This is a genomic window from Dyadobacter psychrophilus (assembly GCF_900167945.1).
In the GTDB taxonomy this organism is placed as follows: domain Bacteria; phylum Bacteroidota; class Bacteroidia; order Cytophagales; family Spirosomataceae; genus Dyadobacter; species Dyadobacter psychrophilus.
This window is the reverse complement of record NZ_FUZA01000001.1, coordinates 467,890-494,686: the sequence shown is the minus strand read 5'-3', so window position 1 is coordinate 494,686 and position 26,797 is coordinate 467,890. Positions and strand designations below refer to the sequence as shown.

Sequence of the window (26,797 nt, the reverse complement as noted above, 5' to 3'; positions counted from 1 at the left end):
GGCTTTGTTGCAGCGTCCAGGCCAAAAATGGTTTTAAGATAATTGCCTAATAATACATTGTCCAGTAACGATTTATGATGAACCGCTTTGTTTTAATGGCCAAATTGCTGCTTTTCATGGCGGCTTTGACCTCGTGTAACAGTGAAAAAAAAGAAGCTGCCGGGCAAGCCGACTCGGTGACAACCGTTTCAAAAAGCCCGGCGAGCACCAGGAAAACGATCGTTTTTTTTGGAAACAGCCTTACTGCCGCTTACGGGCTGGATGATCCGTCGAAAGGTTTTGCAGGTTTAATCCAAAAGCGCATCGATTCTTTGGGTTTGAATTACAAAGTAATCAATGCAGGGGTGAGCGGGGAAACAACATCTGGCGGAAACAGCCGGATCGATTGGCTGTTGAAGCAACCTTTGGACGTTTTTGTGCTGGAATTGGGTGGTAATGATGGTTTGAGGGGCATTCCGGTTTCTGAAACAAAGAAAAATCTGCAAGCCATTCTGGACAAGGTTCATGCGAAGTATCCGGATGCTAAACTGGTGCTGGCCGGCATGCAGATTCCGCCCAATATGGGGCAAAAATATGCGTCGGAATTTAAAGCTGTTTATGCTGAAATAGCCAAAGCCAATAATCTCACACTCATTCCATTCTTGCTCGAAGGCGTCGGCGGTGAAAGCAAGCTGAACCTGCCCGACGGCATTCACCCGACGGAGGAAGGACACAAAATCCTGGCCGAGAATGTCTGGGTCCGCATTAAAGACCTGCTGTAAAGATTCGTGGTTTTTAGAAAAGGTGAAACAAATAAAAGCCCGGAATAATGTCAGAAACATCCATTCCGGGCCTTTTCATTTATTAGGTGTTTTCCTTACACAACCCTGTCGCCACGAATCAAACGGAGAATTATTGCAACAACTGCAATCACCAAAAGAATGTGAATGATGTTACCCATTCCAAAGCTGGCAAAGCCAAAATAGCCGATCAGCCAAATAATGACCAAAATCACAGCTATTGTATAAAGAAGATTTCCCATTGTCTTAATTTTTTGAGTTAGAGTTATTTGTGATATAGAAACTTGTATCAATTAGAGTGCCAAGACATCTTGACCCGAAATAAGGCGTTATTATTCCCCGAATTCTACAATATTTGAATATCAGACATTGGTTATAGCATGAAGTTGTAGAAAATTTTCTCAAAAGTTTATGAAAAGAAAGACCCTGCTTATTTTTTTGATTTGCGCTTTTATCTGCCGCTTTGTTTCGGCAGCCACTGTGGACACCATTCAAGTATACAGTGCCATAATGAAAAAAAATCTTAAAACGGTGGTGGTAACACCATCCCAGTACGATTCCGGAAAAACATTTCCCGTTGTTTATCTGCTGCACGGTTATAGCGGAAATTATGCAGACTGGGTCTCAAAGGCCAAAGGTTTTGAAAAGGCAGCGGATACTTATAATATGATCATTGTGTGCCCCGATGGCGGTTATGGAAGCTGGTATTGGGATAGTCCTGTGGATCCGCAATCGCAGTTTGAGACTTATGTTTCCAAAGAACTGGTTTTCTTTATTGATTCAAAATACAAAACCATTAGGGACCGCACGGGGCGGGCAATCACGGGTTTGAGCATGGGTGGACATGGTGCACTTTATCTTGCATTGAAACATCAGGATGTTTTTGGGGCCGCTGGAAGCATGAGCGGAGGCGTGGATATCCGTCCTTTTCCAAACAATTGGGACATGGCAAAAAAATTGGGAACATATGCCGAGCAGCCGGAAAGATGGGAGAAAAATACTGTAATCAATATGCTGCATTTACTTACGCCAAATTCGCTGTCAATCATGATCGATTGCGGGGTAGATGACTTCTTCTATGGGGTGAATCAAAAGTTGCATGAGCAGCTCATTTACAGGAATATTCCACACGACTATCTCGTGCGCCCGGGTGCCCATAACTGGCCTTACTGGACCAATGCGATACAATATCAGCTGCTTTTTATGAACAACTATTTCAGTAGAAAGCCAAATCCTTCCAATTAAATTTCTCTAATTTACATTTCGAAAAAATAGAATCTACCTAACATTAAATTTTACTATTCAGCTAGATGAGCAACTATTCCTCAACTGTGGAGCCCACAAAAGCCCGATTCACTGAAAACAGATATCTAATAACCCTCATTTTTGTTACGTCGCTCTTCATGTTCTGGGGTATTGCGATCACGATGGGAGACGTTCTGAACAAACATTTTCAACACGTTTTAAGTCTTACCAAAACACAATCAGCATTCGTACAATTTGCGATTTTCGGCGCTTATGGCGTGATGGGGATTCCTGCGGGGCTTTTTATGAAGCGCTTTGGATATAAAAACGGCGTACTTTTCGGATTGTCACTTTTTGCACTCGGCTCTTTCCTTTTTGTCCCAGCCGCAGCGGCAGCTTCCTTTCCTTACTTCGGTGGCGCATTGTTTATCCTCGGATGCGGGATTTCAACACTGGAAACCGTTGCGCACCCTTTCGTGGCGTCCCTCGGCGACCAGCGTACAAGCGATATGCGGATCAATTTTGCACAGGCATTCAACGCATTAGGCACGATCATCGGACCGGCTGTTGGTTCTTATTTTTTGTTGAGAAACAATGTTGAAGGAAGCACGGACCTTACTTCTGTAAAAACATTATATATCGTGATCGGAAGCGTCATTGCCACGATCGCCATTCTATTTTCTTTCGTAAAAGTGCCAGCGCTTACTGATCCGCACGTTGCTGCTGATCCGGCTGCGGCAAATGTAGATACACATCCGGAACGCGGACTTTTCCAGCACAGACATTTTAAATGGTCGGTTATTGCACAATTTTTCAATGTGGCAGCACAAGCAGGAACGTGGGCGTTTTTTATCAATTATGGCCACGAGAAAATGGGTTTCACGGATGCAGTCGCTGGTAATTATATGATCCTGTTCTTTGTGCTGATGCTTACGGGGCGATTTGTTGGGACCTTCTTGATGCGTTTCATCGCACCGCATTCCTTGCTGGCTATTTTCGCTGCATGCAACATTGTCATGTGTCTGATCATTGCGCAAAGCTGGGGCTGGCCCTCATTCATTGCATTGTTGATGCTCAACTTCTTTTTCAGCATTATGTTCCCGACAATTTTTAGTTTGGGACTTAAAAATCTGGGAAAACATACGCAGCAGGCTTCTTCCTTTATTTCAATGGGTGTCGTCGGCGGCGCATTTTTCCCGTTCGCAATGGGGGCCGTTGCAGAATCTGACGTGGCGCATGCTTACTATCTGCCGATCATTTGCTATTTAGTGATCTTCCTGTTCGGTTACAAATTTTATAAAGTGCTTTAATGCCCTTTGCGGGCTGACTGTTAATGTATTAAATCAATTATTAAATATAAATGACTGCTGGAAGCCGATGGCCGACAGCCTTACAATTATGAAACTCTGGGGAATAGACTTAGGAGGAACAAAGATAGAATGTGCCGTTCTGGATCCGGACCGGAACCTGGAAGTGGTTGTCCGCATGCGGCTTCCGACTGAATCGGCCAAAGGTTACGAACATATATTGTCGCAGATCAAAAGGCTGATCGATCAGGTGTCTGAGCAAGTAGGAGAGCAGCCAACTAAAATCGGATTTGCCACGCCAGGTGTTTTGGAGCCAGATTCTCAGTTGATGAAAAATTCCAACACGATCTGCCTGAACGGAATGCCATTGAAGGCAGATCTTGAAAAAATACTGGGAATTCCGGTTCAGCTTGCCAATGATGCCAATTGCTTTGCATTGGCGGAAGCATTGATCGGTGCCGGGAAAGATTACCCAAAAGCAGAGGTCGTTTTCGGTGTGATCATGGGCACGGGCGTAGGCGGTGGATTGGTGGTTAACAATAAAATTGTTGCCGGACATCATGGAATTGGCGGCGAATGGGGCCATAACATTCTGGAAGAGAATGGTGAACCTTGCTATTGCGGTAAAGCCGGCTGCGTGGAGCAGGTTATTTCCGGGCCTGCTCTGGAACGCTTTTACGAGCAGGTTAGCGGTGAAAAGCTGACGATGAAGGTGATTTTGGAAAGATATCACGAAGGGAAGGACGAATTTGCCAAAGCAACCATTGAACGTTTGCTTGAATTCTACGGCCGCGCCATTTCTACATTGATCAATGTGCTGGATCCGGGTCTGATCGTGATCGGCGGCGGCGTAGGCAACGTTGAGTTACTTTACACGGCAGGTTTTGAAAAGATAAAAAAATACATTTTCAACAAAGGCGTTGTGACAACTCCGATCCTCAAACCTAAGCTGGGCGACAGCGCAGGGGTTTTCGGGGCCGCTCTTTTGTAAAATGCGCTTAGCAAGGCGATTCCGAATGTTATAAAGCAGTAAACCAGCACTTTCCGGAACTTCTTAGTGAATTAATCACTCTTATCGGAAACATTGGTTGTATGTCAACGAACGGAATCTCCTTGCGTATAAAGTCCATTGATACGATCCGCGGGCTCATTATGGTCATTATGGCGTTGGACCATACCCGGGATTATTTTCACATCACCGCATTCTCCGCCGATCCGCTGGATCCCCGCACAACCACCGCAGCATTGTTTTTTACGAGATGGGTCACGCATTTTTGCGCGCCGTCTTTCATGCTCCTTTCCGGGATTTCTGCCTATTTATCCGGCCAAAATAAGACAACCGCCGAAACTTCCGCTTTCCTTTTAAAACGTGGCTTATGGCTTATTTGTGTGGAACTCACTTTCATGACATTTGCCTTTTCGTTTGATGTTACATTCAAGACCATTTTCCTTGCCGTGCTTTGGGCATTAGGAACCAGCATGCTCGTTCTAGGCTTGTTTGTACGTTTTTTCTCTCCCAAAGTGATTTTGATTTCCGGGTTGATACTAATTTTCGGTCATAATCTTTTCGATCTTTTAAAGCCTGCACCGGGTTCCGGGCTCGACATTTTCCTTGGCATTTTCCTGACAGGCGCAGGCCGTTTTGTGCCAAGAGGCGATGGTGGTAACATTGCATTTCTCTATGTTATATTGCCTTGGGCAGGCATTATGATGTCTGGATACGGGCTTGGGGTGATTTATAACCGGGCTTTTCCTGAACAGAAGCGCCGGAGGCTGCTTTTGCAATCGGGTGTTGCGGCCATTGTGCTGTTCCTGGTCCTGCGTTTTATTAATTATTACGGTGATCAGGCTCCCTGGACTGTGCAATCTGAAGGGTTAAGAACATTCTTTTCCTTCATGAATGCATCCAAATATCCGCCATCGCTGATTTTTACGCTGATGACCCTTGGACCCATTCTGATTTTACTTGCAGTAACCGAGCATCTCAATACAGGCCTGACGCGTTTTTTTACGGTCTATGGAAAAGTGCCGTTCTTCTACTTTATGCTGCATTTCTATCTTATTCACATTCTGACAATGATCGCTGTGCTGTCGTCGGGTTACACTTGGCAACAAGCCACAGCGCCCGAGCTCTTCTTTAAATTTCGCCCTACGGACTTCGGGTATAGCCTGGGCATGGTGTATGTGATCTGGATTACAATTGTCCTGGCGCTTTACTTTCCCTGCAAGTGGTTTGGTAATTACCGCGAGCGAAATAAAAAATGGTGGCTAAGCTATTTATAGGATTTGAAAGTTACAATTGACATTGATTTTTACCTTAACCTGAATCTAAAATGCACTTTTTACGCACGCTTATTTTTGTTTTTTGTATCTCAATTAAAACGCTTCACGCACAAGCGCCCACCGAAAACTATCCCGAAGATCCGGCCTCAGAGGAGCAGGCTGGCGTTCCAAAGGGTGAGGTTTTGAAATTCACTTTTGATCAGTCCAAGGTTTTTCCCGGAACCTGGCGGGAATACTGGGTTTATATTCCTGCCCAGTATAAAGCAGACAAACCGGCTTGTGTTTATATCAATCAGGACGGGGTGCAGTGGAAGGCGCCGGTTGTATTTGATAATCTCATTCATAAGGGTGAAATGCCTGTTACAATCGGTGTTTTTGTGATGCACGGGAAGGTGAAAGCGGCCAATGCCAGTGAGGCTAACGATCGGTTTAACAGAAGTTTCGAGTACGATGGTTTAGGTGACGCTTATGCCCGCTTTATCCTGGAAGAAATTTTACCAGAGGTTGAAAAGCAAAAGGCCAGCGACGGACGCCAGATCCGTTTGTCAAAAAACGGGAACGACAGGGCGATAGGCGGATCAAGCAGCGGAGCGGTTTGCGCATTCACGGCGGCTTGGGAGCGACCAGATGCGTTTACCAGGGTTTACAGCGCAATCGGAACGTATGTAGGGCTCCGTGGTGCCGACCGGTATCACACATTGGTCAGAAAATATGAACCGAAACCGATCCGGATCTTTTTGCAGGACGGGGCAAACGATCTGAACATTTACGCGGGTGACTGGTGGATGGCAAACCAAACCATGCTTCGCGCTTTAACGTTCGCAGGTTATGAGGTTAAACATCAATGGGGCGAAGGCGGCCACAATGGCAAACAAGGCACAGCATTATTCCCGGAGGCCATGCGTTATCTATGGAAAGACTGGCCTAAACCGGTTAAAGCAGGCACTTCCCAAAATCAAATGTTGGACGCTATACTGATTCCCGGCCAGGAATGGGAACTGGTTTCCGAAGGTTATAAGTTTACCGAAGGCATCGCCGCAAATCAGTCCGGTGAGATTTTCTTTCAGGATATTCCTAATTCCAAAACATACAAAATCGGGCTGGATGGAAAGGTTGTGACCATTAATGAAGACTCACAAAATGCCAGCGGCGCAGAGTTTGACAAAGAAGGAAATCGTTACGAGGTGGCGAAGAAAAGCTTGTCCATTGTTCGGTACGATGCTAAAAATACCAAGCAGGAGATTGCAAAAGACATTGCAGGAAATGACCTGACCGTTGCGCATAACGGCAATGTGTATGTTACCGCGCCGGATGGCCGGGAAAAGCCCAGCACAATTTATCTGATCAGGCCAAATGGTGAAAAAGTTGTCGCAGATAAGGGCTTGCTATTTGCAAATGGCGTTGCATTATCTGCCGACCAAACTTTATTATATGCAACCGAATCAGCTTCACATTGGATTTGGGCCTATCAGATTCAGCCGGACGGAACATTGAGCCACAAACAGAAATTCGGCTGGCTGCATGTCCGCGACAGTGAAGAAAACGCCTGGGCCGATGGCATCGCTTGTGACCGTGATGGTCGCATATATGTAGCAACACGTTCAGGAATCCAGGTTTTGGATCAAACCGGTCGTGTCAATGCCATCCTGCCAACCCCAAATGGCGCGGCGTCTAACATGGCATTCGGCGGCAAAGATCTCGATACAATGTACGTCACCGCCAATGAAAAGATTTACCGTCGGAAATTGAATGTGAAAGGAGCTAATGGCTGGGATATGCCCAACAAACCGGACGCACCTAAGTTATAAAAGGCCCTCCCGGAACTCCCCAGCCCCATTTGGGCATTGGTTCTTCGGGGTTCATAGTTAGGTCGTCGACATTGGAATTGAGCACTGCGATGCGCGTGCCCCATTCAATGTAAGCGACAAATGCAGAACGGAATTCGGGATCGTCGGGGAGATTCATTTCGTCGGAAGTTTCGAGGAGAAGTGAAACCCAGCGTTTTCTGTGTGCTTCGGTCAGGTGCTTGGATAGATGTTTTTGGATCATTTTGAAATGGCTTCCTTCCTGCTTGCTGTACATTTCAGGCCCGCCAAAAACCTCCGCGATAAAATGCGCAACATGCAGCTGGTGCTCGGTTGACATATGTTTGAAAACCGGCTCCAAAAGCGGATCTGTCAGGACTTTTCTATAAAAAAGCTCCGTCAATTTCTCAAAAACCGGCATTCCACCAGCCCATTCGTATAATGTAGGAATTGCTTTTTGTTCCATAGTGACTAATGTAATTTCTTCAATTTGATCCTTTTTCATTCATCGAATACAATTCTTTCCTCATCACAAAACTTGCATCTTTTACCCTTCGGGATATCTGCTGGGCTTGTATTCGGAATGATTTTGCTTCCCGAATACACATGGCGCTTGTCATAAGAGCAGCTCAATTCATCGCGAAAAATAGCAAACGTTTGCGGATCAGAACCCAAAATTGGTTTCTCTTTGTAATATGCTTGTTCGCTGTCTTTGGCATATAGGCTATTTAGTTTCCTAAAAGTATTAGGGTTAGAATCCGGGATTGCACTATAATGCCAATATGCTTGCTTTTTATCAATTGCATATTGGCCACTCAGCAATTTGAAAGTGGTAGGATCAGCGCCATCTACAATCTTAAGCTCATATACATCAAACACATATACATAATTTTTATCCGCAGAATATTGGCCGGGTAGGGGCTTGAATGTCGACGCGTCGACGCTGTCCATGCGCATGCCATTACTTGCAAAAACGCCCTTGCTATCCGCTAAATAGGTCATAGAGCTGGAATCAGCGGCAACCTTAAATTTAAGATTGTGAGGCTCATTGGAAATTATTTCTGTTTCCCAATAGATGTAATTTGTGTCAATATACAAATCGCCAATCAAATGCCTATAGTGTTCAGGGTCATCTGAAAACGCCCCTGTTTTGAAATACAAATGATGCTTATCCCTGCTTCTTTCCATGCCCAAAGCTTTGAAAGAAGCAGGGTCGGCACCTGTGATCATCAGACCTCTCCAATAGACGTGATGCTTATCCCTTGCATAGTCAGATTGGCTTATCTGATCCAAAATGTCTTTTTCCAGTGGCACGATTTCAAATGCCGAAGCGTCGACACCAGCTAGCTCGGTAATATAGGCGTTCATTAAGCCGCCATAATAATATACTCTGTGATCCCTGACATGATAGCCGCTTGGCGTAAGAAATCCTGGCTTGAAAACTCCCTTTTTAAACGAGCAACCGACAAACTTTGAACAAATCCAGACGATAATAATAAGAAACAGGATCCCAAAAATGTATTTCATTTTGAAGAAGTTTAATAGCGTTCCTACTAAGCTTCATAAACCAAATACAAAATCAATTTTAAATTATTCTCCGGTAACTATGTTTTAGCCAACGGAAATCGATGAGAAATACGCGTTCTTTAATATTCCATCACAATCCCGTCAAACCCTTCCAACTTGCTTATTTGTAAATTAATAAGTGTATTAGCGTATGAAAATTTGATTGGTTGTCCACTGCTTAATGAGAAGATCTTAGCTGGTTTTTTGGCTGATTTGATTTTAAAACTCAGATTATAAACCGGTAATGGCTCAAAATAGGAGTTGCCGCTAAACCCTGTTAAATTGACCAGATGCAGGATCAAACCGTCGGCCATCACCTTCTCTTTGTTACTGACGTTATTCTTCACAAATTCCTTTAAAATAACTTCAACTCTTTGAGGCGCATTGGTTTGAATGTCTTTACCGGCTTCCGGCAAAACGTAACGGATCGCATCCAAAAGCAGATTTTTATGCTCCTGATAACCGTGCATATAATAGATCCGACCAAGGCTAACCGGAAAAATGAGTGCTTTACTTTTCTCATGGTTTTTGATTCCCAATGCATGGTACCCGGTCGGCTCGTGGCCTCCGATAATTTCCGGCGGGCCGGGGCGGCCTTTGGACAAAACCGGAAGCAGTGTTTGATCAGCACCGGAAAGGTCATAAAGCCCAAGATTAAACTTCCAGAAAAGCATTTTTTGTCCAGGGAAGCTTTTGAAAATGTTTCGGTTGTCGGGAACAAGATAATTCCCAGCCCCATCATTGTCTTTTTTCTCCATTTTGGCACCAAATAATTGCTGCAAAGTCTCAGGACTATCAAACAATGTGCGGTTTGTGGCAATCAGGTTCGTGCCTACTTTACTCGCGTCTTTCAGGACTTGTATGGCTTCCGGTTTTAAATAAGTGATTTCCGGGAGGATAATGAGCTGGTAACTTTTTACTTTTTCCCTCAAATTTCCAATCTGGCCATCTTCAATAATATCAAAGGGAATGTGTGCCTCCCGGAGCATCAGCTGGATGCCGCGATATTCCTGCATTGGCTCGCCACTGGGCCATGCTCCCGGTGCTACGATCGCGATTTTGGCGAGCGATTTATATTTACCAAAATACGGCTCATGCTTTTTGTGGAAAGCGTAAACCTTCTTAATTACCCCGTAATTGCGTTCGTCTTCATATCCCCGCATGTCGCCCATCATGCTGAGGTCCAGCCCCGAACCATTTGCGATGTTCTCATAAAGCCGGATCTGAACTTCCTGGGGTTCAACCGCATTGTATCGCGACTGGAACGAAATCTGCTGAATGCTGGCGTTGCTGATAATGTGATCTGGGAAAGAATTTACTGCATTACCCACATTATCAGAAGCCGTATAAGGCCAGTAGGGCAGGGTGGTCATGCTCTGCGACTCATGCCGGATAATGTCCACGAATTTGTCTGAGTAAGTGCAAATGGCAATCTGCTCGTTTTTAGACTTAACCAACTTGTGCAGTCTTTCCGACCAGTCTTCAACCGTATGTTTTTTAAATTCCAGATATTTTTGATAAAGCGAGTCCGCTTTATTTTCCTCGGTAGGAAGCACTTTTCCATTTGAATACTTTGCAAAAGCTTTTTTATCAAAATCATTCTGATCAATGCCATGATACTTTGCTTCGTATGGATTATTAACCTGATAACCAGGCATATTCAGGAAAATCCCATCGATAGGAAACATATCGATCACTTCTTCAACAATCTTAAAGGCCTTTTCCTGCACGTAAGGGGCATTTATGGAGACAACATACATATCCGTGTTGATGATACGTTCGCCTTTGGGGGAAATGTAGCACCAGTCGGGATGCGCTTTGTAAATGCTTTCGTGGACGCGGCTGAAATCGAAGCGGACAATGACCTTAATGTTGTTTTGATGGCATTTCTTGATCACATCACCCAACACATTCTCCTTCATGAATGGATTAATGTAATGAAAATCGAGCTTGGTTGGATAGAAAGCCATGATACCGCCCGCATTGATCAACAGTGTGTTGGCCGAATAAGTGATCAAGTCAGCCACGATTGAATCCGCATTGATCGTCGCGGCTTCGTAAGATGGCAGGTTCATTTGTATGACCCGAAGATTATTTCTTTTCCACCAAAAGTCTTCAAACGTTGTGTTTTGGGCAAAAACGGAATTTGTAAAAAATACCAGAGAAAGAAGCGTGTACAATTTTTTCATTATGGAGATCAAGTCGTTTAACTGGGGAAAGCGGCCATTTATTTATGATCTACTAATACATTCACGCATTTTGGCTCAGTTTTTATAACTTCTGCTTTGTAAATGCTTTCTCATCAAAAGTTACATCAATTGAAGAAGATCAAAGCCTTGTTGCTTGTCTCTGCTATCATCATTGCGGCCAGTTGCCGCGTACACGCGCAGGAGGGCTGGTTTAAGAGATTTGTACAAAAAACTATTTCCGATACAACTGCCCCGGGCGAATCCAGTTTCAGGATTTATCCCACATTAGGCTATTCACCGGAAACGAGTTTTGAATTCGGGCTCTCTTCATTACTGATTTTTCAGGCTAATAAGGATACCCTGAACCGTTTGAGCGAAGTGCAGGCTTTTACGTTCGTCACCCTGGAAGCGCAGTATGGCATCTGGCTTGACAATGCTATTTATGGGGATAAGGACAAATGGTTTTTTCTCGGAAGGACACGTTTTCAGCGATTTCCGCTGCTTTATTATGGCATAGGCCCTGAAACTGTTGGAGAAGATCCTGCGTTGATCGATGCCAATTATATTCTTTTCAAACAACGCGTTTTAAGGAAAATCAAGCCCAATTTTTTCGCAGGACCGGAAGTGGATTATCAGCAATTATATAACACAAACTTTGAGCAGCCCGACAACCACACTTACGACAAGCCACTGGGAAGTGACGGTACGCGGAATATAGGGTTAGGCGCGGCATTGGTTTATGATAACCGGCACAATGTGCTGAATGTGAGGAAAGGGTTTTTTGGAGAAATTTCGTTTTTGAAATACAGCTCGGGTCTGGGAAGCGATTTTAATTTTCAGGGAGTCAACCTGGATGTGCGCTCATCGCACCCGGTAAGTGCCCGAAATGTGCTTGCGTGGCAGCTTTTAGGTAACTTTTATTCTGGTAATGTGCCTTTCAACCAGCTTGCATTAATGGGTGGGGAAATGATCATGCGGGGTTATTACTATGGCCGTTACCGCGACAAAAATATGATCGCGGGCCAGGTAGAGCATCGCTGGTTGCCGTTCGGGTTTAGTAAGCGGTTCGGGGCAGTGGCGTTTGCGGGAACGGCGGTTGTCGCTCCCAAGCTCAGTGCATTCACGTTTAAGCACATCCGTCCATCCGGAGGTGTAGGATTGCGTTATTTGCTATTTCCCAAAAAAGATATTTACCTGAGATTGGATGTAGGGTTTACCAAAGATGGCCCCGGGTTTTATTTGTTTACAGGAGAAGCTTTTTGATGTTTTTACCTGATCATTCCCTGTGCTTGTATGTGAAAGCCACGATAAATAGCAGCACCCCGACGAAGCCCAATGCGATAGACAGGGAAGTGAATTCTGCGATAAAACCAATGAGTGCCGGACCTGCCAATTGCCCCGCATAGCCTAATGTTGTCACGGCAGGAAGTGAGACGGATGGCGGGACATTGGGAAAGCGCCCGGCAGCTGTGAAAAAAATAGGAACTACGTTGGCAGCACCCAGTCCAACCAGCACAAATCCGACTAATGCAGCCGGAGGCCAGGGTAAAGCAACCGCGATTAAAAAGCCCGCTCCGGCCAAAAATGTTCCGTAAAACACGACTTTGGAAGGCCCAAGTTTATGAATAATGCCATCGCCGGTTAAGCGCATAATGGCCATCGCGACAGAAAATGCCGCATAACCAACGCCGGAAAGCGACGGGTCGAAGTTTCTTGAAAACTGCAAAAACACCGCACTCCAGTCGAGTAGCGAACCTTCCGCGAGGAAAAGGATAAAACACATGAGTCCCAGCACGAGCACCGGGCCTTTTGGAAGAATAAAACTTGCGCTGTCAATTTTCGCTTCTTCGGAACGCGGGAGAAGATATTTGAATTGCGTTGCAGTGATAATGATAAGCAATGCCGATATGCTTACCGCGGCAACTGTGGGCGATAATCCCGCTTTGATCAAAAAGCCAAGTCCAATGGAACCAAGCAAGCCGCCTACGCTGAACATGCCATGAAAAGACGACATAATGTGGCTTCCATGCTTTTCCTGAACCAAAACAGCCTGCGCATTCATGGCTACATCGACGGACCCTATGCCTGCGCCAAAGACGAATAATGCTGCTGCAAGCTCATAAGGCGTTCGGGCAAGCAGGAGTAAGGGGAGCATTGTGGCAATTATAATGGCGGAAAATAGCGAAATCCGCCGGCTGCCATATTTATTGATCAAAATCCCGGTTACCGGCATTGTCAAAATCGCTCCTGCTCCTAACGATAAGAGCACAACGCCCAAGTCAGCCTCGCTGAGCCTTAATGCAAGTTTTGCAAACGGAACCATAGGCGCCCAACTGGATAGTCCGATTCCACAGACCAGGAAAATAAGTAGAACGGCTCTTCGGGCAGCGCTGATTTTTGCTTTTTCTTGCATAAAAGGAGTATTAAAACGGAATGTTGTGCAATATTATGCAAGATTTATGAGATTACTAAATCTAATGTTGCAAAAAGCTGCAAAAAGTTCGTCGACCAACTTGCAGGTTAAAAAAAAACTATCCGGCGTTTGACAGCCCGGATAGTTTTTAAGCACGCTAATGTTTGTTGCTTGTTAAATATTCTTCTTCTTGGACTCTTTCACAGCAAAATCAACCGCGCGGGCGGTTAGTGCCATGTAGGTCAATGATGGGTTCACGCAGGAAGCCGAAGTCATTGCCGCACCATCCGTTACGAACACATTTTTAACAGAATGCAACTGGTTATTGCCGTTCAAAACCGAAGTTTTAGGGTCGCGGCCCATTCTGGCAGTGCCCATCTCGTGAATGGCCATACCGAGATAAGACCCGTTGTCATGCGTTTTGACGTTTTTGAGACCTGATTTTTCGAGCATTTCAGCCGCGTCGTTCATCATATCGACACGCATTTTCTTTTCGTTTTCACGAAGGTCTGCGTCGAAAACAACCGCTGGGATGCCAAATTTATCCTTCTTATCCTTATTGAGATACATGTAGTTTTCGTGGTAAGGCAATGTTTCGCCAAATCCACCAAAGCCCATCGTCCAGTTACCCGGAGTAGTCAGTTCTTCTTTGAAATCCGCACCAAATGAAAGTTCGGCAACATTGCGCTGCCACCCCTGGCGGCCTCCGCCACCCTGGTAACCAAATCCACGCAAATAATCACGTTTGTCAGAACCAATGTTGCGGTAACGCGGAATGTAAATGCCGTTTGCGCGGCGGCCAAAGTAATATTTGTCCAGATCACCTTCCCAAACACCGCTCGCGCCTGTTCTGAAATGGTGATCCATTAAATTATGGCCAAGTTCACCAGAATCATTGCCCATTCCATTCGGGAAACGGTCTGAGGTTGAATTGAGGAGCAAAGCAGTGGACGCAAGGGCACTGGCACAAACAAAGATCAGCCCTGCAAAATATTCCTTTTCCTGCAATGTTACCGAATCCACAACCCGCACACCAGTTGCCTTGCTTGATTTGGCATCATAAATGATCTCCCTCACCACCGTGTCAGGCCGCAATGTCAGCAACCCAGTCTTAACAGCAGGCGGAAGCGTGCTCGACTGCGTGCTGAAATAAGCGCCATAAGGACAACCTAATGAGCATTTATTACGATACTGACATGGAGAACGGCCGCCTTCGAGCTGGATTTTGGTTGGTTGCGAAAGGTTAGCCACGCGACCAATGGTCATGTTACGGCCTGGGAATTGCTTTTCGAGTCTTTTTCTAACCTCTTTTTCAACAAAATACATATCCATTGGTGGAATGAAATCGCTGTCGGGCAACTGAGGAAGGCCCAATTTCTCTCCGGAAATTCCCACGTGTTTTTCTACGTAAGAATACCAGGGCGCAATGTCTTTATAACGGATCGGCCAGTCAACTGCGACGCCGTCTTTCAAATTCGCCTCAAAATCAATGTCGCTTAACCTGTACGACTGCCTTCCCCACATGATCGATTTGCCGCCTACAATGTTCGGTCGGAACCAGTCGAATCGTTTTTTCTCTTCGTAAGGCTGGTCCATATCATTCATCCAGTATTTCTCCGTCAACTCGTTGTACGGATAATCTCGGGAGAGGAATGGGTGTGTTTCTTTTTGTTTTACCGTCAGACGGCCGTTGTATTGCGTTTCCCAGGGCGCTTTCAGGGCGTTTTCGTAGCCGGTAACGTGTTCCAGGTTTTTGCCTTTTTCAAGCATTAACACTTTCAGGCCTTTCTCCGTAAGCTCCTTTGCTGCCCAGCCGCCTGATACGCCGGAACCGATCACGATTGCGTCGTAGGTAACTTCTTTTACTGCATCAATATTTAAATTCGCCATTATGAGGATATTATTAATGATTGGTCAGGGAATAGTCGTGATCAGATCGCCCAGCTTTTCTGGCCTTTTGGCATCGGCCAGCTTCCGTCAAATCTTCCGGGGATAGGCAGGTAGTCAAGTGCCTGCGTAGCACCAATTTCAGACGTGAAGTATCCGGTCACCGTCAAACCTTTCATTTGCAGGAAAAATGGTTTGTCGGAAACCGTTGTGCGTTTGACAATGTCGTTCTTTTGTGTTGTATCCAGGGCTGAAAATCCCTTTCCGTACACTTCTTTGCTTTGCGCGTCTATTTTTTCCAGTCCGGAATAGAATTTCTTCTGATCCGCCATTTCGAAGCAGTCGCGCATAATCCGGGTGATGAACTTGTCTGCGCCCGCGGCTTTGGCACCAGGCGTTCCGGTTGTCGGGATGATCACGTCTGCCACGTCGGCCAAAAGGGCCTCCTGTTCGGCGGAAAGATCAAGGGAAGGGCCGAAGTTCAGTTTTTCTCCCATTATGCCAGCCATTAATGGGGCAGAAATGGTGCCTCCAAGCAGGAAGGTTATTTTTTGAACAGCTTCTCTACGGTTCATTAGTTAAGAATTTAAGTCGGAATGGAATTAGTTAAAATTAACCTTTAAATATAACAACCTGTCCAGAATTTTTGCCATTATGGGCTATAATTTTCCGTAAATTCATTGAAGTCTACCGGAGAATCATCGCATTTGGTTCCATCGGCCTGCCCGTGCCATATTTGTTTAATATTATGAACCAAAGGCTTAGGCAATCCGTCAGATCCCTTTGATCTGGCGGGCAAGGTTAAAGGTTAAGTAATAGAGGAACGTTGAGTAAATAATGCAGATATCTTCCCTGACTTTCAGGGAAGATATTTTTTTAAAGATGATGAGGAAATTAAGCGGCCGTAAATGGCATATTCAATGCTTTTGGAAAAGTTTTATCAAACCTAGCTAATAGATCGAGTGACCAGATGCATTAAACCGCGTCTAAAAGTAGTGACGTAAAGTCATAACAGTGTGTGTTAATTAAAATGGCCGGGAATTTCCCGGCCATTTTTTTGTCTCTTAAAAATTGCGATGCCCGATTTTCAGTTTATTTGGCAGGAGTGATCACAATGTTCCTGTATTCCACAGGACCGTGGTCACCCTGGATGTAAAGTGGGCCTGGTTCCCCTTCGTTGCTATCCAGCGCTCCGCCTGTAATTCCGGGGATTTCCTGGTTAGTGATAACCGTCTTTCCATTGGTTACCAGGGTCAGCATCCGGCCTACCAGTGTAATGTCAAACGATTGCCATTCTCCCGGATCTTTGGCCATCATTTCGCTTGGAACAAGGAATCCATAAATCGCACCAAGTTGGTCCAGAGATGGTTCCATTCCTTTGCTATCGGTAACCTGCACTTCATAACGACCTCTCAGGTACACGCCGCTATTGCTTCCTTTTGGAATGCGAAACTCCACATGCAGTTTGAAATCGTTGAATTTTTGGTCAGTAATGAGGTTAGCACCGGATTTTGGACTGCGCAGAATGCCGTTTTCCGCAATCCACTGATTTTCGCCCATTGCATGCCATCCTTTGATCACATTTCCGTCTGTCAATTTAATCGGCGCGCCCCATACTGGTGCTGCCGTCCTGCGCAATGATGGTGCGCGCACACCTGTGTAAGTGAAAGTTTTGCCTTCGGGCGTTGTGACAGATCCCGCGATTTTTTCGCCGGTAAGCGTTCCTTCCAGCTTGAATTTGCCGTCGCCCTTTTCCCATTGCGGCGGAATTTCAAAACTAAACTTGCCATCTTTTAAGATTACTTCTGAAATCGGCCGCGCGCTTCCCGAAACGCTTGTGAACTGTCCGATCAGGGTATGGTTCCCGGAATGGCGCACTTCCAGCCATGAAGGGGCCATTTTACCAGCCATATCCACAGTAATGTCCCAGCGGCCTTCGAGCGGAGACGGTGCTGGCTGGGTTGGGTTAGGTTTTGGATTGGTTGCAAAAGCAGTTGTCAGCAAAGCAAATGCAAAAAGGCAGGTTTGTACTAATTTTCTCATGATTTAAATAAAAGTTAAGGATCGCCAATTTAATTATAAAATTCGATAATCGGCTTAATACAGGCGTGGTTGAATGTTGTGGGAAGTGATGGGGATTTGATTAATATGCCTGACAAAAAAATCCCCAACCACAATAACACTGTCCTCATTGCAGACTGCTTATTATAGTTGGGGAAAGGTGGCCGGGCTAGCTTTACTTTAAGCCGCGACCTGTCTTATGTTGCAACTCGTCGATTCTTTTGGAAGCTTCGGCTTTGCTCAGCGTTTCGTCGAATTCTTCGCCCGCTTCGTCAGAAAGTGTTTTTAGATAGGATTGCTGGGCGCCGGTCATAGGCTCGTCGCCAGTGGTCCATTCGTCTGGATCTTTTACAGCATTTGATCCTTTTATTTGTTCGTTTTCGTCTGTCAAGTTCTTAGGCTCGTCCGACTCGTTATTTATATCAGCCATTTTTATGTCTTTTTTTTGGTAAGAATAAAAAAACTGAGCCAGCAAAACGGTGATCTGTTTATGGATGCTGTTTCAACCATTCATCGACGCCTGAAAAATCATCGGGCATAACGACATTTTCAGCCGCTGCTTTCTCTTTAATTGCAGCAATGTTTGAGGTAAAACTTGCTCCGTCGAAGCGTTTGTAATGATAATCTGCTTTTGCTTCTTTTAATAAATAAAGCACAAAGCGCCATGTTTCAACCCAGTTTTTGCTGGTTCCTGCGTTATTTGCAGCAGCCATGAGTGGCGTAATGTTCTCGCTGTTCTTTGCATTCACATTGGCTCCCCGTTTCGCCAATAAAATGGCAATGTCCGTTTCCCTTTTCGATGAGCGTATGGCCGCAAATAAAAGCGGGTCAGGACTTACAAAGCCATACGTGTTTGGATCCGCGCCTGCATTCAAAATGGCTTCAATGGTTTCAACAGGCAGATCCAGGATGCCCTCTGCAAGTGCTCTGGTGGTTGGGGAACCTGCGTCAATCAGCATTTTAATAATGGCCAAATTCGCACTTTCCGTGAAAACTGGATTCCGGTGACTGCGTAAGCGAATCGCAAATTGGAGATAATTGATCCCATCCGCATCCCAAACCCGGTTACCCTGAATATTCATATTTTGCCCCTTAATGTAAATGGGAAGCATGACCGTATCGCAAGTTTCGATAGCGCTCGCAATCCGGCGTTGTATTTTATCTTTATAATACACTTCTGCCAATGTCTCTTTTTTGCCAAACGACGGCATATGATTGGAAATCCAGAATGATAAGGCAAGCACCAAAGGAAGCGCCGCAAAAAATGCCGAGAAAATAATACTGAACTGGGACTGGCTCACACGTAAAGGGATGGCGGCCAACAGAATGATGACAATGCCAACGATAGCCAGAACTGCCATCCAGCCCTTTTCCATCGTGTCTACGTTCCTGCCATCCGTGCTGAGCAGAAAATAAATGAAAACGATGACAAAGGCGGTAACATTAAGACCAATTATGGTCCATAAAATCTTGATTATCATAGAGGAGGAGTATATTTTAAGTCGGTAAAAGTAGGTAATTAAACATGTGCAAAGTTCGGAAACGGTATAATCTGTGTTACCGGACGGACGTGTTCGTAAACGAACAATAAAATGAATAAAAATGGCTGTTTCTGAGTCGTTAAGGCCTGTTTTTGAAAATGGTATAATTGTTTTCAACTAGCTGACGACCGATAAATGTTCCTTCTATGTTTCAGAACTACTTCAAAATCGCCTGGCGTAACCTTGTCAGAAGTAAAACTTATAGCTTCCTGATCCTCTGCGGCTTGGCGACTGGCATGACCTGTGCGGTAATGCTTGGGCTTTATGTTCATGATGAACTCAGTTTTGACGGCTATCACGCGCAGGCAGATGATATTTACAGGCTTAATCTGAATGTAAAATGGGCTGATAATGAATATAATATGGGTCATTCGTCGGCACCGTTCGGCCCCACGATGAAGCAGGATTATGCCGAGGTGAAGGACATGCTCAGGGTAAAGCCGAGAGACTTGACTTTCAGGATGGGTGAAAAGGCTGCATATGTAAAGCAAATCGTGTTTTCCGATCCGTCGCTGTTTCGGTTTTTTGAATACACATTTATCGAGGGAAATGGTGAAAATGCTTTAAAAAGCCAGAATAGCGTGGTTCTGACCGAAAAACTGGCGCTCATCTTGTTTGGGAAAACGTCGGGCCTGATCGGGAAGGTGGTGATTGTGAAAGACAGTATTCCCATGACCATTTCCGCAGTCATGCAAAACGCGCCTGCTAATCATCATTTGAAGTTTGACGCGGTGTTACCGTATGAGAACAAGCAGGTCAATGATACGAACCAGCGCAAGTGGGATAATTTCAATTCCTGGACCTATCTGCTTTTAGACCATCAGGCCAATGTTTCGCATTTTGAAGCTAAAATGCCTGCCTTTTATAAGAAATACATTGCCAAAGTAATAGGCGACGAAACCGGCACAAAAGTGAGTTTCAAGATTGCCTTACAGCCTTTGAAGGACATTCATTTGAAGTCCTCACATCTCTTGGGAGAAGAGAATGGCAGCTCGATGGCTTACGTATACACCTTTGCGACCATTGCCATATTCATCCTGCTGATTGCGATCGTCAATTATGTAAATCTCGCCACAGCCAGGTCATTAAGCCGCGCCAAAGAGATTGGCGTTCGTAAAGCAGTCGGTTCCCAGAAGTCCCAGCTGGTTAAACAGTTCCTGACCGAATCCATGCTCATGTCATTCTTGGCGCTTATACTGAGCGTTGTGTTGATCATTTCACTGCTTCCCGTATTCAATACTGTTTCAGGCAAGTCATTGACTTTCAGTGTCTCTGATATAAAGATGATTGGCATTTTGGTTGGTTTTGCTGTCGCCACGGGCTTACTAAGCGGAATCTATCCGGCATTTGTTTTGTCAAAATTCAAACCCGCCCTGGTTTTGAAAGGCACATTATCGGGCGCTGGAAATGGTTATTTTTTACGAAAATCACTTGTCGTGCTGCAATTCTCTATTTCAATCGTAATGATTTTAGGGACGATTGTGGTTTACAGGCAATTGCAATACATGCGTAATGCTGAGCTGGGTTTTGACCAGCAACAGGTCATCACATTATCCTTAAAAGGCCCGGCAGCGCAAAAGTCGGCGGAAGTATTGAAAAACAGGTTGCTCGAAAATCCCCTGATCCAGAAAGTGAGCCGGGCGGATGGCAATGTGGGGGATGGTTTGAATAACAAAACAACTTTCAGCTTCTATGCGAAAGGGGCCGAAATACCCATTGGGACAGAATATTTTCATGTGGATGCCGATTTTCTGGATGTAATGAAGATTAAAATGAAGGACGGAACAGGCTTTTCCGGAGACATTGTGAGCGATTCTTCATTCTCGGTTGTTGTTAATCAGGCCATGATCAAGCGACTAGGATGGAAGGACAAGACAACCGGTCTGATTGAAGTGGACACAAAGCGCGTCCCGATCACGGGCGTAATCAGTGATTTTCACCTGCGCTCACTGCATAATCAGATCGAACCCTTGGTGCTGGTTTTGAAAAAGAACAATAGTGGTAATCTGTACATCCGCATATCGGGCCAGAATACACGGGCGGCTTTACAATATGTGCAAAATGTTTTTGAAAAGACAAACCCGGGACAACCGTTCGAATACGCGTTTCTGGATCAGACTTTTGCCAAACAATATCAATCCGATGAGCGCAAGGGCAGCATGTTTCTGTCTTTTTCCGGCATTGCGATTTTCGTTGCGTGCATGGGACTTTTTGGCCTGGCCACATTTACGGCTGAAAAACGCACAAAGGAAATAGGTGTGCGAAAAGTGCTTGGTGCTTCGGTTGCAAGTGTTATTTCACTGCTTTCCCTGGATTTCTTAAAATTAGTGTCTATTTCAATATTGATTGCTGCACCTGTGGGCGGATACATTATGAAGGTCTGGTTACGAAATTTTGCATATCAAACGAAACTTGAATGGTGGATGTTTTTATTTGCAGGTTCACTTTCTGTCATTGTCGCATTGCTTACAGTGAGTTTTCAAAGCATTAAAGCAGCATTGAGAAATCCGGTTCAGAGTTTAAGATCGGAATAGCTTTTGATGGTTGTGATCTGGATCGTAGATTTGTTTTATGGAAAATATACTGATCACAGGCGGCACGGGAAATTTAGGTCAAACCGTGGTAAAAACATTATCGGATCAAGGCTATCATTTGCATCTTGCGGTAAGAAAAGATGTCGGTGCGAATGCGGCAAATGTGTCTTACTATCAAACGAATATTTCCGATGACGGGCAGGCAGAGGCATTTGTACAGAAAATTCTTTCGGGGAATGTTGCGATCAATGCGGGCGTTTTCCTAGCCGGAGGATTTGAGCCCGGGAATCTGGCGAAGGCTTCCATGGATGACATTACCAGGATGATCAACATAAATTTCGCGACTGCATTCAATGTTGCGCAAAAACTGATTGCGCATTATAAAACCGTGGGCGGCGGAAAGCTTATTTTCATTGGTGCAAAAGCAGCCATGGACTTTAAGATTGCGGGTAATAGTCTCGCATATTCATTATCCAAGCAGCTGCTTTACAACTTCTCAGAGCTTATCAACGAAAGCGAAAAAAGCGCTGGGATCACTCCACATATTTTACTCCCGGGAATCATTGACACGGCAACAAACCGGGAAGTCATGCCAGATGCCGACTTCTCCAAATGGATCAGTCCGGATGTCATTGCGCAGACTATCGGGAACATCATTTCAGGAAAAGAAGCGCGGAATGTAATCGTGTTTTGAAATGCGAAGGTCCACTTTTTTTGCGTAAGTGGACCTTCGAACCTGAAATCAGTTATGTTGCTGTTGCGGATAATTGATCATCCAGCCGATGCCGAATTTGTCATGAAAACTGCCGTAGTAATCGCCCCAGAATGTGTCTTCCAAAGCCATTTCGATCTCACCACCCGCAGATAATCCCGCGAAAAGGCGGTCTGCTTCTTCTCGGCTGTCCGTGAAAACTGAAATATAAGCATGGTTACCAATATCCAGTTTGTGTCCCATTGAAGGCACTGTATCGGATGCCATCAGTACATCGTCTTTTCCGATTGGGAGTGAAATGTGCATAAGGCGGCCTTTCTCATTTTCTGCGAGCTGCTCTGCACCAGGCATATCGGACATGCGGTGTACGGATAAAAATTCTCCTCCGAAAACAGATTTATAAAAATTAAAAGCCTCTTCCGATTTCCCATCGAAGTTGAGGTAAGTGTTTAATTTGGGCATGACTAATTAATTATTGTTGAAAAGGTTAATTGACGATTGATCTGATAATTCAAAATTAGCATGTCTGGAATTACTTTAAAGTCCGCAATGAGGACAATCGAAGGGGGCGGTTGGGACAAATGTGCTGTATCAACAGCTGATGGCAGCTTCTTTGGTAAAAGGGGAATGACGTTCTAAATTATTGGACAAAATTCCCTATCTTAACATAAACAAACCCTTTATAAAATGACTTATAAAACTTCCTGGGACAACCTTACCAAGCTTGTGACGGCGGGTGTGACAGTCTTGTATATCGGGATTTTCATCCAAATTTTCATCCGGGAAAGTGAGCTTTCACAGGGTTCAACTTATGTGATCGCTGCCATTCTGGTTTTGAGTTATGGCATTACGTATGCGTTCAGGCCGGTGGATTATCAGGTTACTCGCGACAAATTGATCATTCGAAGGCCACTGAACGAGGTCGTAATTGAGCGCAGCAACATTGCGAAAGTAGAGGCACTCGAAACAGACCAGTTAAGGTGGAGTTTCCGCACATTCGGCGTGGGCGGGCTTTTTGGATACTTTGGCAAGTTTTATAATTTCAAAATAGGGAACATGACCTGGTATGCAACAAGGAGAAAGAATGCTGTTTTGATCAAAACAATAAAAGGTAAAAACATTATCATAACGCCGGATGAAGTAGGAGCATTTGTTGGTGAATTCGGGATTCTGGACAACGTATTGTCTTAGACGGTAATCATTAATATATTTGTTCTTCAAGCAGCAATAGCAAATGGAAGAAGGACAGACAGTACACCTCGCAGATGACGACGAGGACGATAGAATGCTTATAAAGGATGCTTTGGAGGAAGCCAACCCAAATTTGACGGTTATCGAAGCTGAAAACGGGAAGGAATTGCTCGAAAATGTTAAGGAGTCCGACGACCTCTCCCAGTCCGTCGTGCTGGTGGATATGAACATGCCTAAAATGAACGGGATCGAAGCGATCAAGGAGATCAGGTCGGAACCCGGGCTTGAAGATTTGCCAGCTGTAATGATGTCCACTTCCAGTAATCCTGAGCTAAAAAAGAAAGCCCTGGCGGCAGGTGCGAACGATTTCATCGTGAAGCCGAACACCTTTAAAGCATTGCTTGACATTGCAAGAAACATCCTGACAAAATTCCTGGGAATGCAAGGTTAAGGGGCAAAATTCATTCCAAACATCAGCTATATTATCCAAAAATAAGTTTGGATTTACGGCTCTCAACCACTTACTTTGCATTACAAAGTACTTTTATTATTTATATCCGGTGCCAGGAATATGAAATGGTTTGTAAAGGAAGGTTCTATTGTGCGCGAGATTTGGGGGAATGCCGATACAATCCTGTTTATTTTCGCGGGAGCCTCTGCCGAATTTGCTGTAAATAAATCGGTAGACTGGCTATATTTTACAGGAAAGCTCCCTGCTGATCCGCTGGGAAGGCTCTTTTCGACGGTTTCTTACGCACGCCGGATCGTATTTTCTGAATATGACGCCGCGCTGAAAGCGATTGACCAGATTACCGCAATCCATAAGGAAGTTGAAAGCAATCGCGGTGCAAAAATCCCTGACTGGGCATATCGCGACGTGTTGTTTATGTTGATTGACTATTCGATCCGTTCGTTCGAATTGCTGGAAAGGAGATTACTCGTGGAAGAAAAGGCAGAGATTTTTGAAGTTTTTTACCAGGTAGGAGCAAGAATGGGAATCCACGGCTTACCCGAAAACTATGACGGTTGGTTAAAGCTCAGAAACCAGCAGCTTGATGAAAATTTTATGAAAAGCGCTTTTTCAATTGATTTATACAAACAATACAGAAAGCATCTAGGCTTACCTCGTTATGTAATGCTCAAAGAAGTGCAGTTGCAGCTTGCGCCAACGCAGGTTAAGCAGCTCCTCGCATTAGGCCATTGGTCAGCGTTGAATGTTATTCTCCCTGCTTATAAACTTAGCCGGATCCTTCATGTACATAAGTTCGTTCGGGATTTGATTTTGCCTGAAAAATACAAGGCTCAAATTGCAGGTCTGGATGCGAAATAAGGCTAAGCCCGCATTATTCAACCGGATCAACGATCGCATTAAGTAGGTTCAGATTTTTGATCGCTTCACCCATTGTGTTGTTAAAATAGGCGTAAACCGTCTTTCCATCCGCGATCCAATCCTGAATTTGCTCTGCGGTTTCGTACAAAAAGTCGTCTTCATATGTGCCGCGATAATCGCCTTTGGGCCCATGAAAGCGCAGATATTTGAATTTTGTGTCGGAAACCGGCAACCCCGGGGCGGAACCTGGCTTATCATGTGACACAATTTCAAAACCAAAATGGTCGGTTAGCTCAAAAATATCCTCATTATACCACGAGCTGTGCCTGAATTCCAGGGCCACATTCCAATGTTTTTCCGGATCAGCTTCGGAGATCGCAACGAGCAGGTTTTCAAGTTGCGGTCGCATGATGACTTTCAGGCTGGGAGGGAACTGGACCAGCAGCGCGCCTTTTTTATCGCCTATGTGGCTGATGACCTGCAAAAACCGGTGCACATCATCCGGATTAAACACGAGGCCTTTATTATGTGAAATTTCCCGCCACAATTTGAATGTGAACTTGAAATCTTCCGGCACCTGCGCTGACCAGTTCCGGACAGTGGACGCAAGCGGAATTTTGTAAAACGAGCTGTTGATCTCAATGCTGTTGAATAACGACGCGTAATAAGTAAGCCTGCTTTTATCCTTAAATTCTTCGGGATAAAACTGCTTGTTGGGCACCGGCAGCATTAAGCCACTGCTGCCTGCAAAAAATAAAGGAATTTTACTATCTGTCATAGAAACCGGGATAAGATCTCAGTACACAGATAAAATCATTCCCAGATGGGCATATTATTTACTTTGCAGCTTACCCGAAAAGAATGGCAGCATTTTATGTTCAATCCGCTCAGCGATTTTGTTCAAATGGTCGCCTTCATATTCTTCATAAGTGTGCTCGATTTTATAATTATCAAGCAATTCATGCAAAAGCTTAATGTTGGCTGCAATCGGCTGATCCTTATTTCCCGCGTCAAATGCGATGCCTTTCAGCTGTTTCAGGTTTGTGACATACTGATCAATAGTCGCCAAACCGGAGTTGGCAGCCCATTTTAGTTCAGTCATTTTTTGCACTTGCCCATTTTCTACAATCTGGTCTGTGAAAAATGGAGGCTTGGTGGGGTTTGGGGACCACGCAGCCGCAGAAGCGATGGCGGCCTTTGTTCCAAAATCGGCTTTGTTGAAGTCAGCCGGATCTTTGATCGTCTCTATTTTGGCCAGCGATTCTGGTGACCGGTTTCCACCCGGTGCCATGCAACACGGGCTTAAAGCGTAAATGCTGGAAAAAACTTCGGGGTAACGTTCGCCTATGCGCATTGTTCCATAACCGCCCATGGAATGGCCTGCAAGCCCGCGGCTGGCAGCTTTCGCAATTGTCCGGTAATGCTGGTCAATGTAAGTCACCAGCTCTTTCGCAACATAATCCTCCCAGTTCCCGACAGTAATAGAGTTGGAATAAAAACTACCGCCGCTGCGCGTATAAGCATTAGGCGTAACAATTATCATTTCAGTCAGTTTGCCAGCAGCAAAAACTTTGTCCACAACAGAGGGCATATTGATCCAATGTTTCACCAATCCATACCATTGTGCGTCTGTATCCGTGAATCCGTGGAGCAAGTACACAACCGGATACCGTCTTTTCGCATCTTTTTTATAGCTAGGCGGCAAGTAGATTGAAACGTCGGGGTCAGCAGAATTGCCCTCTAAATTTCCTTCAAGCCCTTTTCCATGGACTTTTATGCGTTCGACAGAGCCCAAAAGCGTTTCCTGTCCGAATGTGGCCATGGAAATGAAACACGCGAAAACGAGCGCGATAATTGAACTGCTTTTCTTCATTTTAGTCAGGTTAAAAAGTTAACTCGACTTTAAAAGCAAATGTCGCCCCGGACATACCGCGACGACATTGAAATCATTTTG

General features: G+C 45.0%; 25 protein-coding genes. 12 read left to right on the top strand and 13 right to left on the bottom strand.

Features of this window, described 5'->3' with window-relative positions:
* Positions 1-74: 74 nt before the first annotated feature.
* Positions 75-761: an arylesterase gene (locus B5X68_RS02275; protein ID WP_374754806.1), complete on the top strand. Its 687-nt coding sequence runs from the start codon at positions 75-77 to the stop codon at positions 759-761.
* A gap of 95 nt (positions 762-856) precedes the next feature.
* Here B5X68_RS02275 and B5X68_RS28560 read toward each other — a convergent pair whose 3' ends face one another.
* On the bottom strand, positions 857-1,021 hold the full coding sequence (locus tag B5X68_RS28560) for a lmo0937 family membrane protein (protein WP_138364862.1): 165 nt from the start codon (positions 1,019-1,021) through the stop codon (positions 857-859).
* 169 nt (positions 1,022-1,190) lie between these two features.
* Here B5X68_RS28560 and B5X68_RS02270 point away from each other — a divergent pair, with 169 nt between their 5' ends.
* The 5 genes from B5X68_RS02270 to B5X68_RS02250 all read left to right on the top strand — a co-directional run bounded on the left by B5X68_RS02270 (position 1,191) and on the right by B5X68_RS02250 (position 7,422).
* Entirely contained in the window at positions 1,191-2,024 is an 834-nt protein-coding gene (locus B5X68_RS02270; protein WP_082213046.1) for an alpha/beta hydrolase, read from the top strand.
* A gap of 65 nt (positions 2,025-2,089) precedes the next feature.
* Positions 2,090-3,334: an L-fucose:H+ symporter permease gene (gene fucP / locus B5X68_RS02265; protein WP_082213045.1), complete on the top strand. Its 1,245-nt coding sequence runs from the start codon at positions 2,090-2,092 to the stop codon at positions 3,332-3,334.
* Positions 3,335-3,422: 88 nt separating this feature from the next.
* Positions 3,423-4,322, top strand: coding sequence for an ROK family protein (locus B5X68_RS02260; protein ID WP_082213944.1), 900 nt, complete (start codon positions 3,423-3,425; stop codon positions 4,320-4,322).
* A 101-nt stretch (positions 4,323-4,423) separates the two neighbouring features.
* Positions 4,424-5,614: an acetyltransferase domain-containing protein gene (locus B5X68_RS02255; protein ID WP_082213044.1), complete on the top strand. Its 1,191-nt coding sequence runs from the start codon at positions 4,424-4,426 to the stop codon at positions 5,612-5,614.
* A gap of 50 nt (positions 5,615-5,664) precedes the next feature.
* Positions 5,665-7,422, top strand: coding sequence for an SMP-30/gluconolactonase/LRE family protein (locus B5X68_RS02250; protein WP_082213043.1), 1,758 nt, complete (start codon positions 5,665-5,667; stop codon positions 7,420-7,422).
* On the opposite strand, the gene B5X68_RS02245 is transcribed toward B5X68_RS02250, so the two are convergent.
* The 3 genes from B5X68_RS02245 to B5X68_RS02235 form a co-directional block, all read right to left on the bottom strand.
* Positions 7,412-7,924, bottom strand: coding sequence for a group II truncated hemoglobin (locus B5X68_RS02245; protein WP_229208254.1), 513 nt, complete (start codon positions 7,922-7,924; stop codon positions 7,412-7,414). The genes B5X68_RS02250 and B5X68_RS02245 overlap by 11 nt on opposite strands.
* Complete coding sequence (locus B5X68_RS02240; protein WP_082213042.1) at positions 7,921-8,946, bottom strand: DKNYY domain-containing protein; 1,026 nt, start codon at positions 8,944-8,946, stop codon at positions 7,921-7,923. The genes B5X68_RS02245 and B5X68_RS02240 overlap by 4 nt, the downstream gene beginning before the upstream one ends.
* A 119-nt stretch (positions 8,947-9,065) precedes the next feature.
* Positions 9,066-11,174: an alpha-amylase family protein gene (locus B5X68_RS02235; protein WP_082213041.1), complete on the bottom strand. Its 2,109-nt coding sequence runs from the start codon at positions 11,172-11,174 to the stop codon at positions 9,066-9,068.
* A 129-nt stretch (positions 11,175-11,303) separates the two neighbouring features.
* On the opposite strand from B5X68_RS02235, the gene B5X68_RS02230 reads away from it, so the two are divergent.
* Positions 11,304-12,437 (top strand): BamA/TamA family outer membrane protein, encoded by a 1,134-nt coding sequence (locus B5X68_RS02230; protein ID WP_229208253.1) that lies wholly within the window; start codon positions 11,304-11,306, stop codon positions 12,435-12,437.
* A gap of 13 nt (positions 12,438-12,450) precedes the next feature.
* On the opposite strand, the gene B5X68_RS02225 is transcribed toward B5X68_RS02230, so the two are convergent.
* The 6 genes from B5X68_RS02225 to B5X68_RS02200 form a co-directional block, all read right to left on the bottom strand.
* Complete coding sequence (locus B5X68_RS02225; protein ID WP_082213039.1) at positions 12,451-13,587, bottom strand: MFS transporter; 1,137 nt, start codon at positions 13,585-13,587, stop codon at positions 12,451-12,453.
* A 174-nt stretch (positions 13,588-13,761) separates the two neighbouring features.
* Positions 13,762-15,477, bottom strand: a complete 1,716-nt coding sequence (locus B5X68_RS02220) for a GMC oxidoreductase (RefSeq protein WP_082213038.1) — start codon at positions 15,475-15,477, stop codon at positions 13,762-13,764.
* A 41-nt stretch (positions 15,478-15,518) separates the two neighbouring features.
* Positions 15,519-16,049, bottom strand: a complete 531-nt coding sequence (locus B5X68_RS02215) for a gluconate 2-dehydrogenase subunit 3 family protein (protein ID WP_082213037.1) — start codon at positions 16,047-16,049, stop codon at positions 15,519-15,521.
* Positions 16,050-16,566: 517 nt separating this feature from the next.
* Positions 16,567-17,517, bottom strand: coding sequence for a 3-keto-disaccharide hydrolase (locus B5X68_RS02210; protein ID WP_082213036.1), 951 nt, complete (start codon positions 17,515-17,517; stop codon positions 16,567-16,569).
* A gap of 193 nt (positions 17,518-17,710) precedes the next feature.
* Positions 17,711-17,965, bottom strand: a complete 255-nt coding sequence (locus B5X68_RS02205) for a DUF3072 domain-containing protein (RefSeq protein WP_082213035.1) — start codon at positions 17,963-17,965, stop codon at positions 17,711-17,713.
* Between the two features lie 58 nt (positions 17,966-18,023).
* Positions 18,024-19,016 (bottom strand): ankyrin repeat domain-containing protein, encoded by a 993-nt coding sequence (locus B5X68_RS02200; RefSeq protein WP_082213034.1) that lies wholly within the window; start codon positions 19,014-19,016, stop codon positions 18,024-18,026.
* 206 nt (positions 19,017-19,222) lie between these two features.
* On the opposite strand from B5X68_RS02200, the gene B5X68_RS02195 reads away from it, so the two are divergent.
* Positions 19,223-21,610, top strand: coding sequence for an ABC transporter permease (locus B5X68_RS02195; protein ID WP_082213033.1), 2,388 nt, complete (start codon positions 19,223-19,225; stop codon positions 21,608-21,610).
* Between the two features lie 37 nt (positions 21,611-21,647).
* On the top strand, positions 21,648-22,304 hold the full coding sequence (locus B5X68_RS02190; protein WP_082213032.1) for an SDR family NAD(P)-dependent oxidoreductase: 657 nt from the start codon (positions 21,648-21,650) through the stop codon (positions 22,302-22,304).
* A gap of 48 nt (positions 22,305-22,352) precedes the next feature.
* Here the strand turns inward: B5X68_RS02190 and B5X68_RS02185 are convergent, their stop codons facing one another.
* Entirely contained in the window at positions 22,353-22,784 is a 432-nt protein-coding gene (locus B5X68_RS02185; protein WP_082213031.1) for a VOC family protein, read from the bottom strand.
* A 225-nt stretch (positions 22,785-23,009) separates the two neighbouring features.
* On the opposite strand from B5X68_RS02185, the gene B5X68_RS02180 reads away from it, so the two are divergent.
* From B5X68_RS02180 to B5X68_RS02170, 3 genes are all read left to right on the top strand, one after another.
* Positions 23,010-23,513, top strand: a complete 504-nt coding sequence (locus B5X68_RS02180) for a PH domain-containing protein (protein ID WP_082213030.1) — start codon at positions 23,010-23,012, stop codon at positions 23,511-23,513.
* 43 nt (positions 23,514-23,556) lie between these two features.
* Positions 23,557-23,964 carry a response regulator gene (locus B5X68_RS02175; protein WP_082213029.1) on the top strand — a complete coding sequence of 136 codons (408 nt, stop codon included), beginning with the start codon at positions 23,557-23,559 and terminating at the stop codon, positions 23,962-23,964.
* Positions 23,965-24,084: 120 nt separating this feature from the next.
* Entirely contained in the window at positions 24,085-24,843 is a 759-nt protein-coding gene (locus tag B5X68_RS02170) for an oxygenase MpaB family protein (RefSeq protein WP_082213028.1), read from the top strand.
* A gap of 13 nt (positions 24,844-24,856) precedes the next feature.
* On the opposite strand, the gene B5X68_RS02165 is transcribed toward B5X68_RS02170, so the two are convergent.
* Together B5X68_RS02165 and B5X68_RS02160 are read right to left on the bottom strand one after the other, a co-directional pair.
* Positions 24,857-25,621 (bottom strand): DUF72 domain-containing protein, encoded by a 765-nt coding sequence (locus tag B5X68_RS02165; protein ID WP_082213027.1) that lies wholly within the window; start codon positions 25,619-25,621, stop codon positions 24,857-24,859.
* 54 nt (positions 25,622-25,675) lie between these two features.
* Entirely contained in the window at positions 25,676-26,716 is a 1,041-nt protein-coding gene (locus tag B5X68_RS02160) for an alpha/beta hydrolase (protein ID WP_082213026.1), read from the bottom strand.
* Positions 26,717-26,797 lie beyond the last annotated feature (81 nt).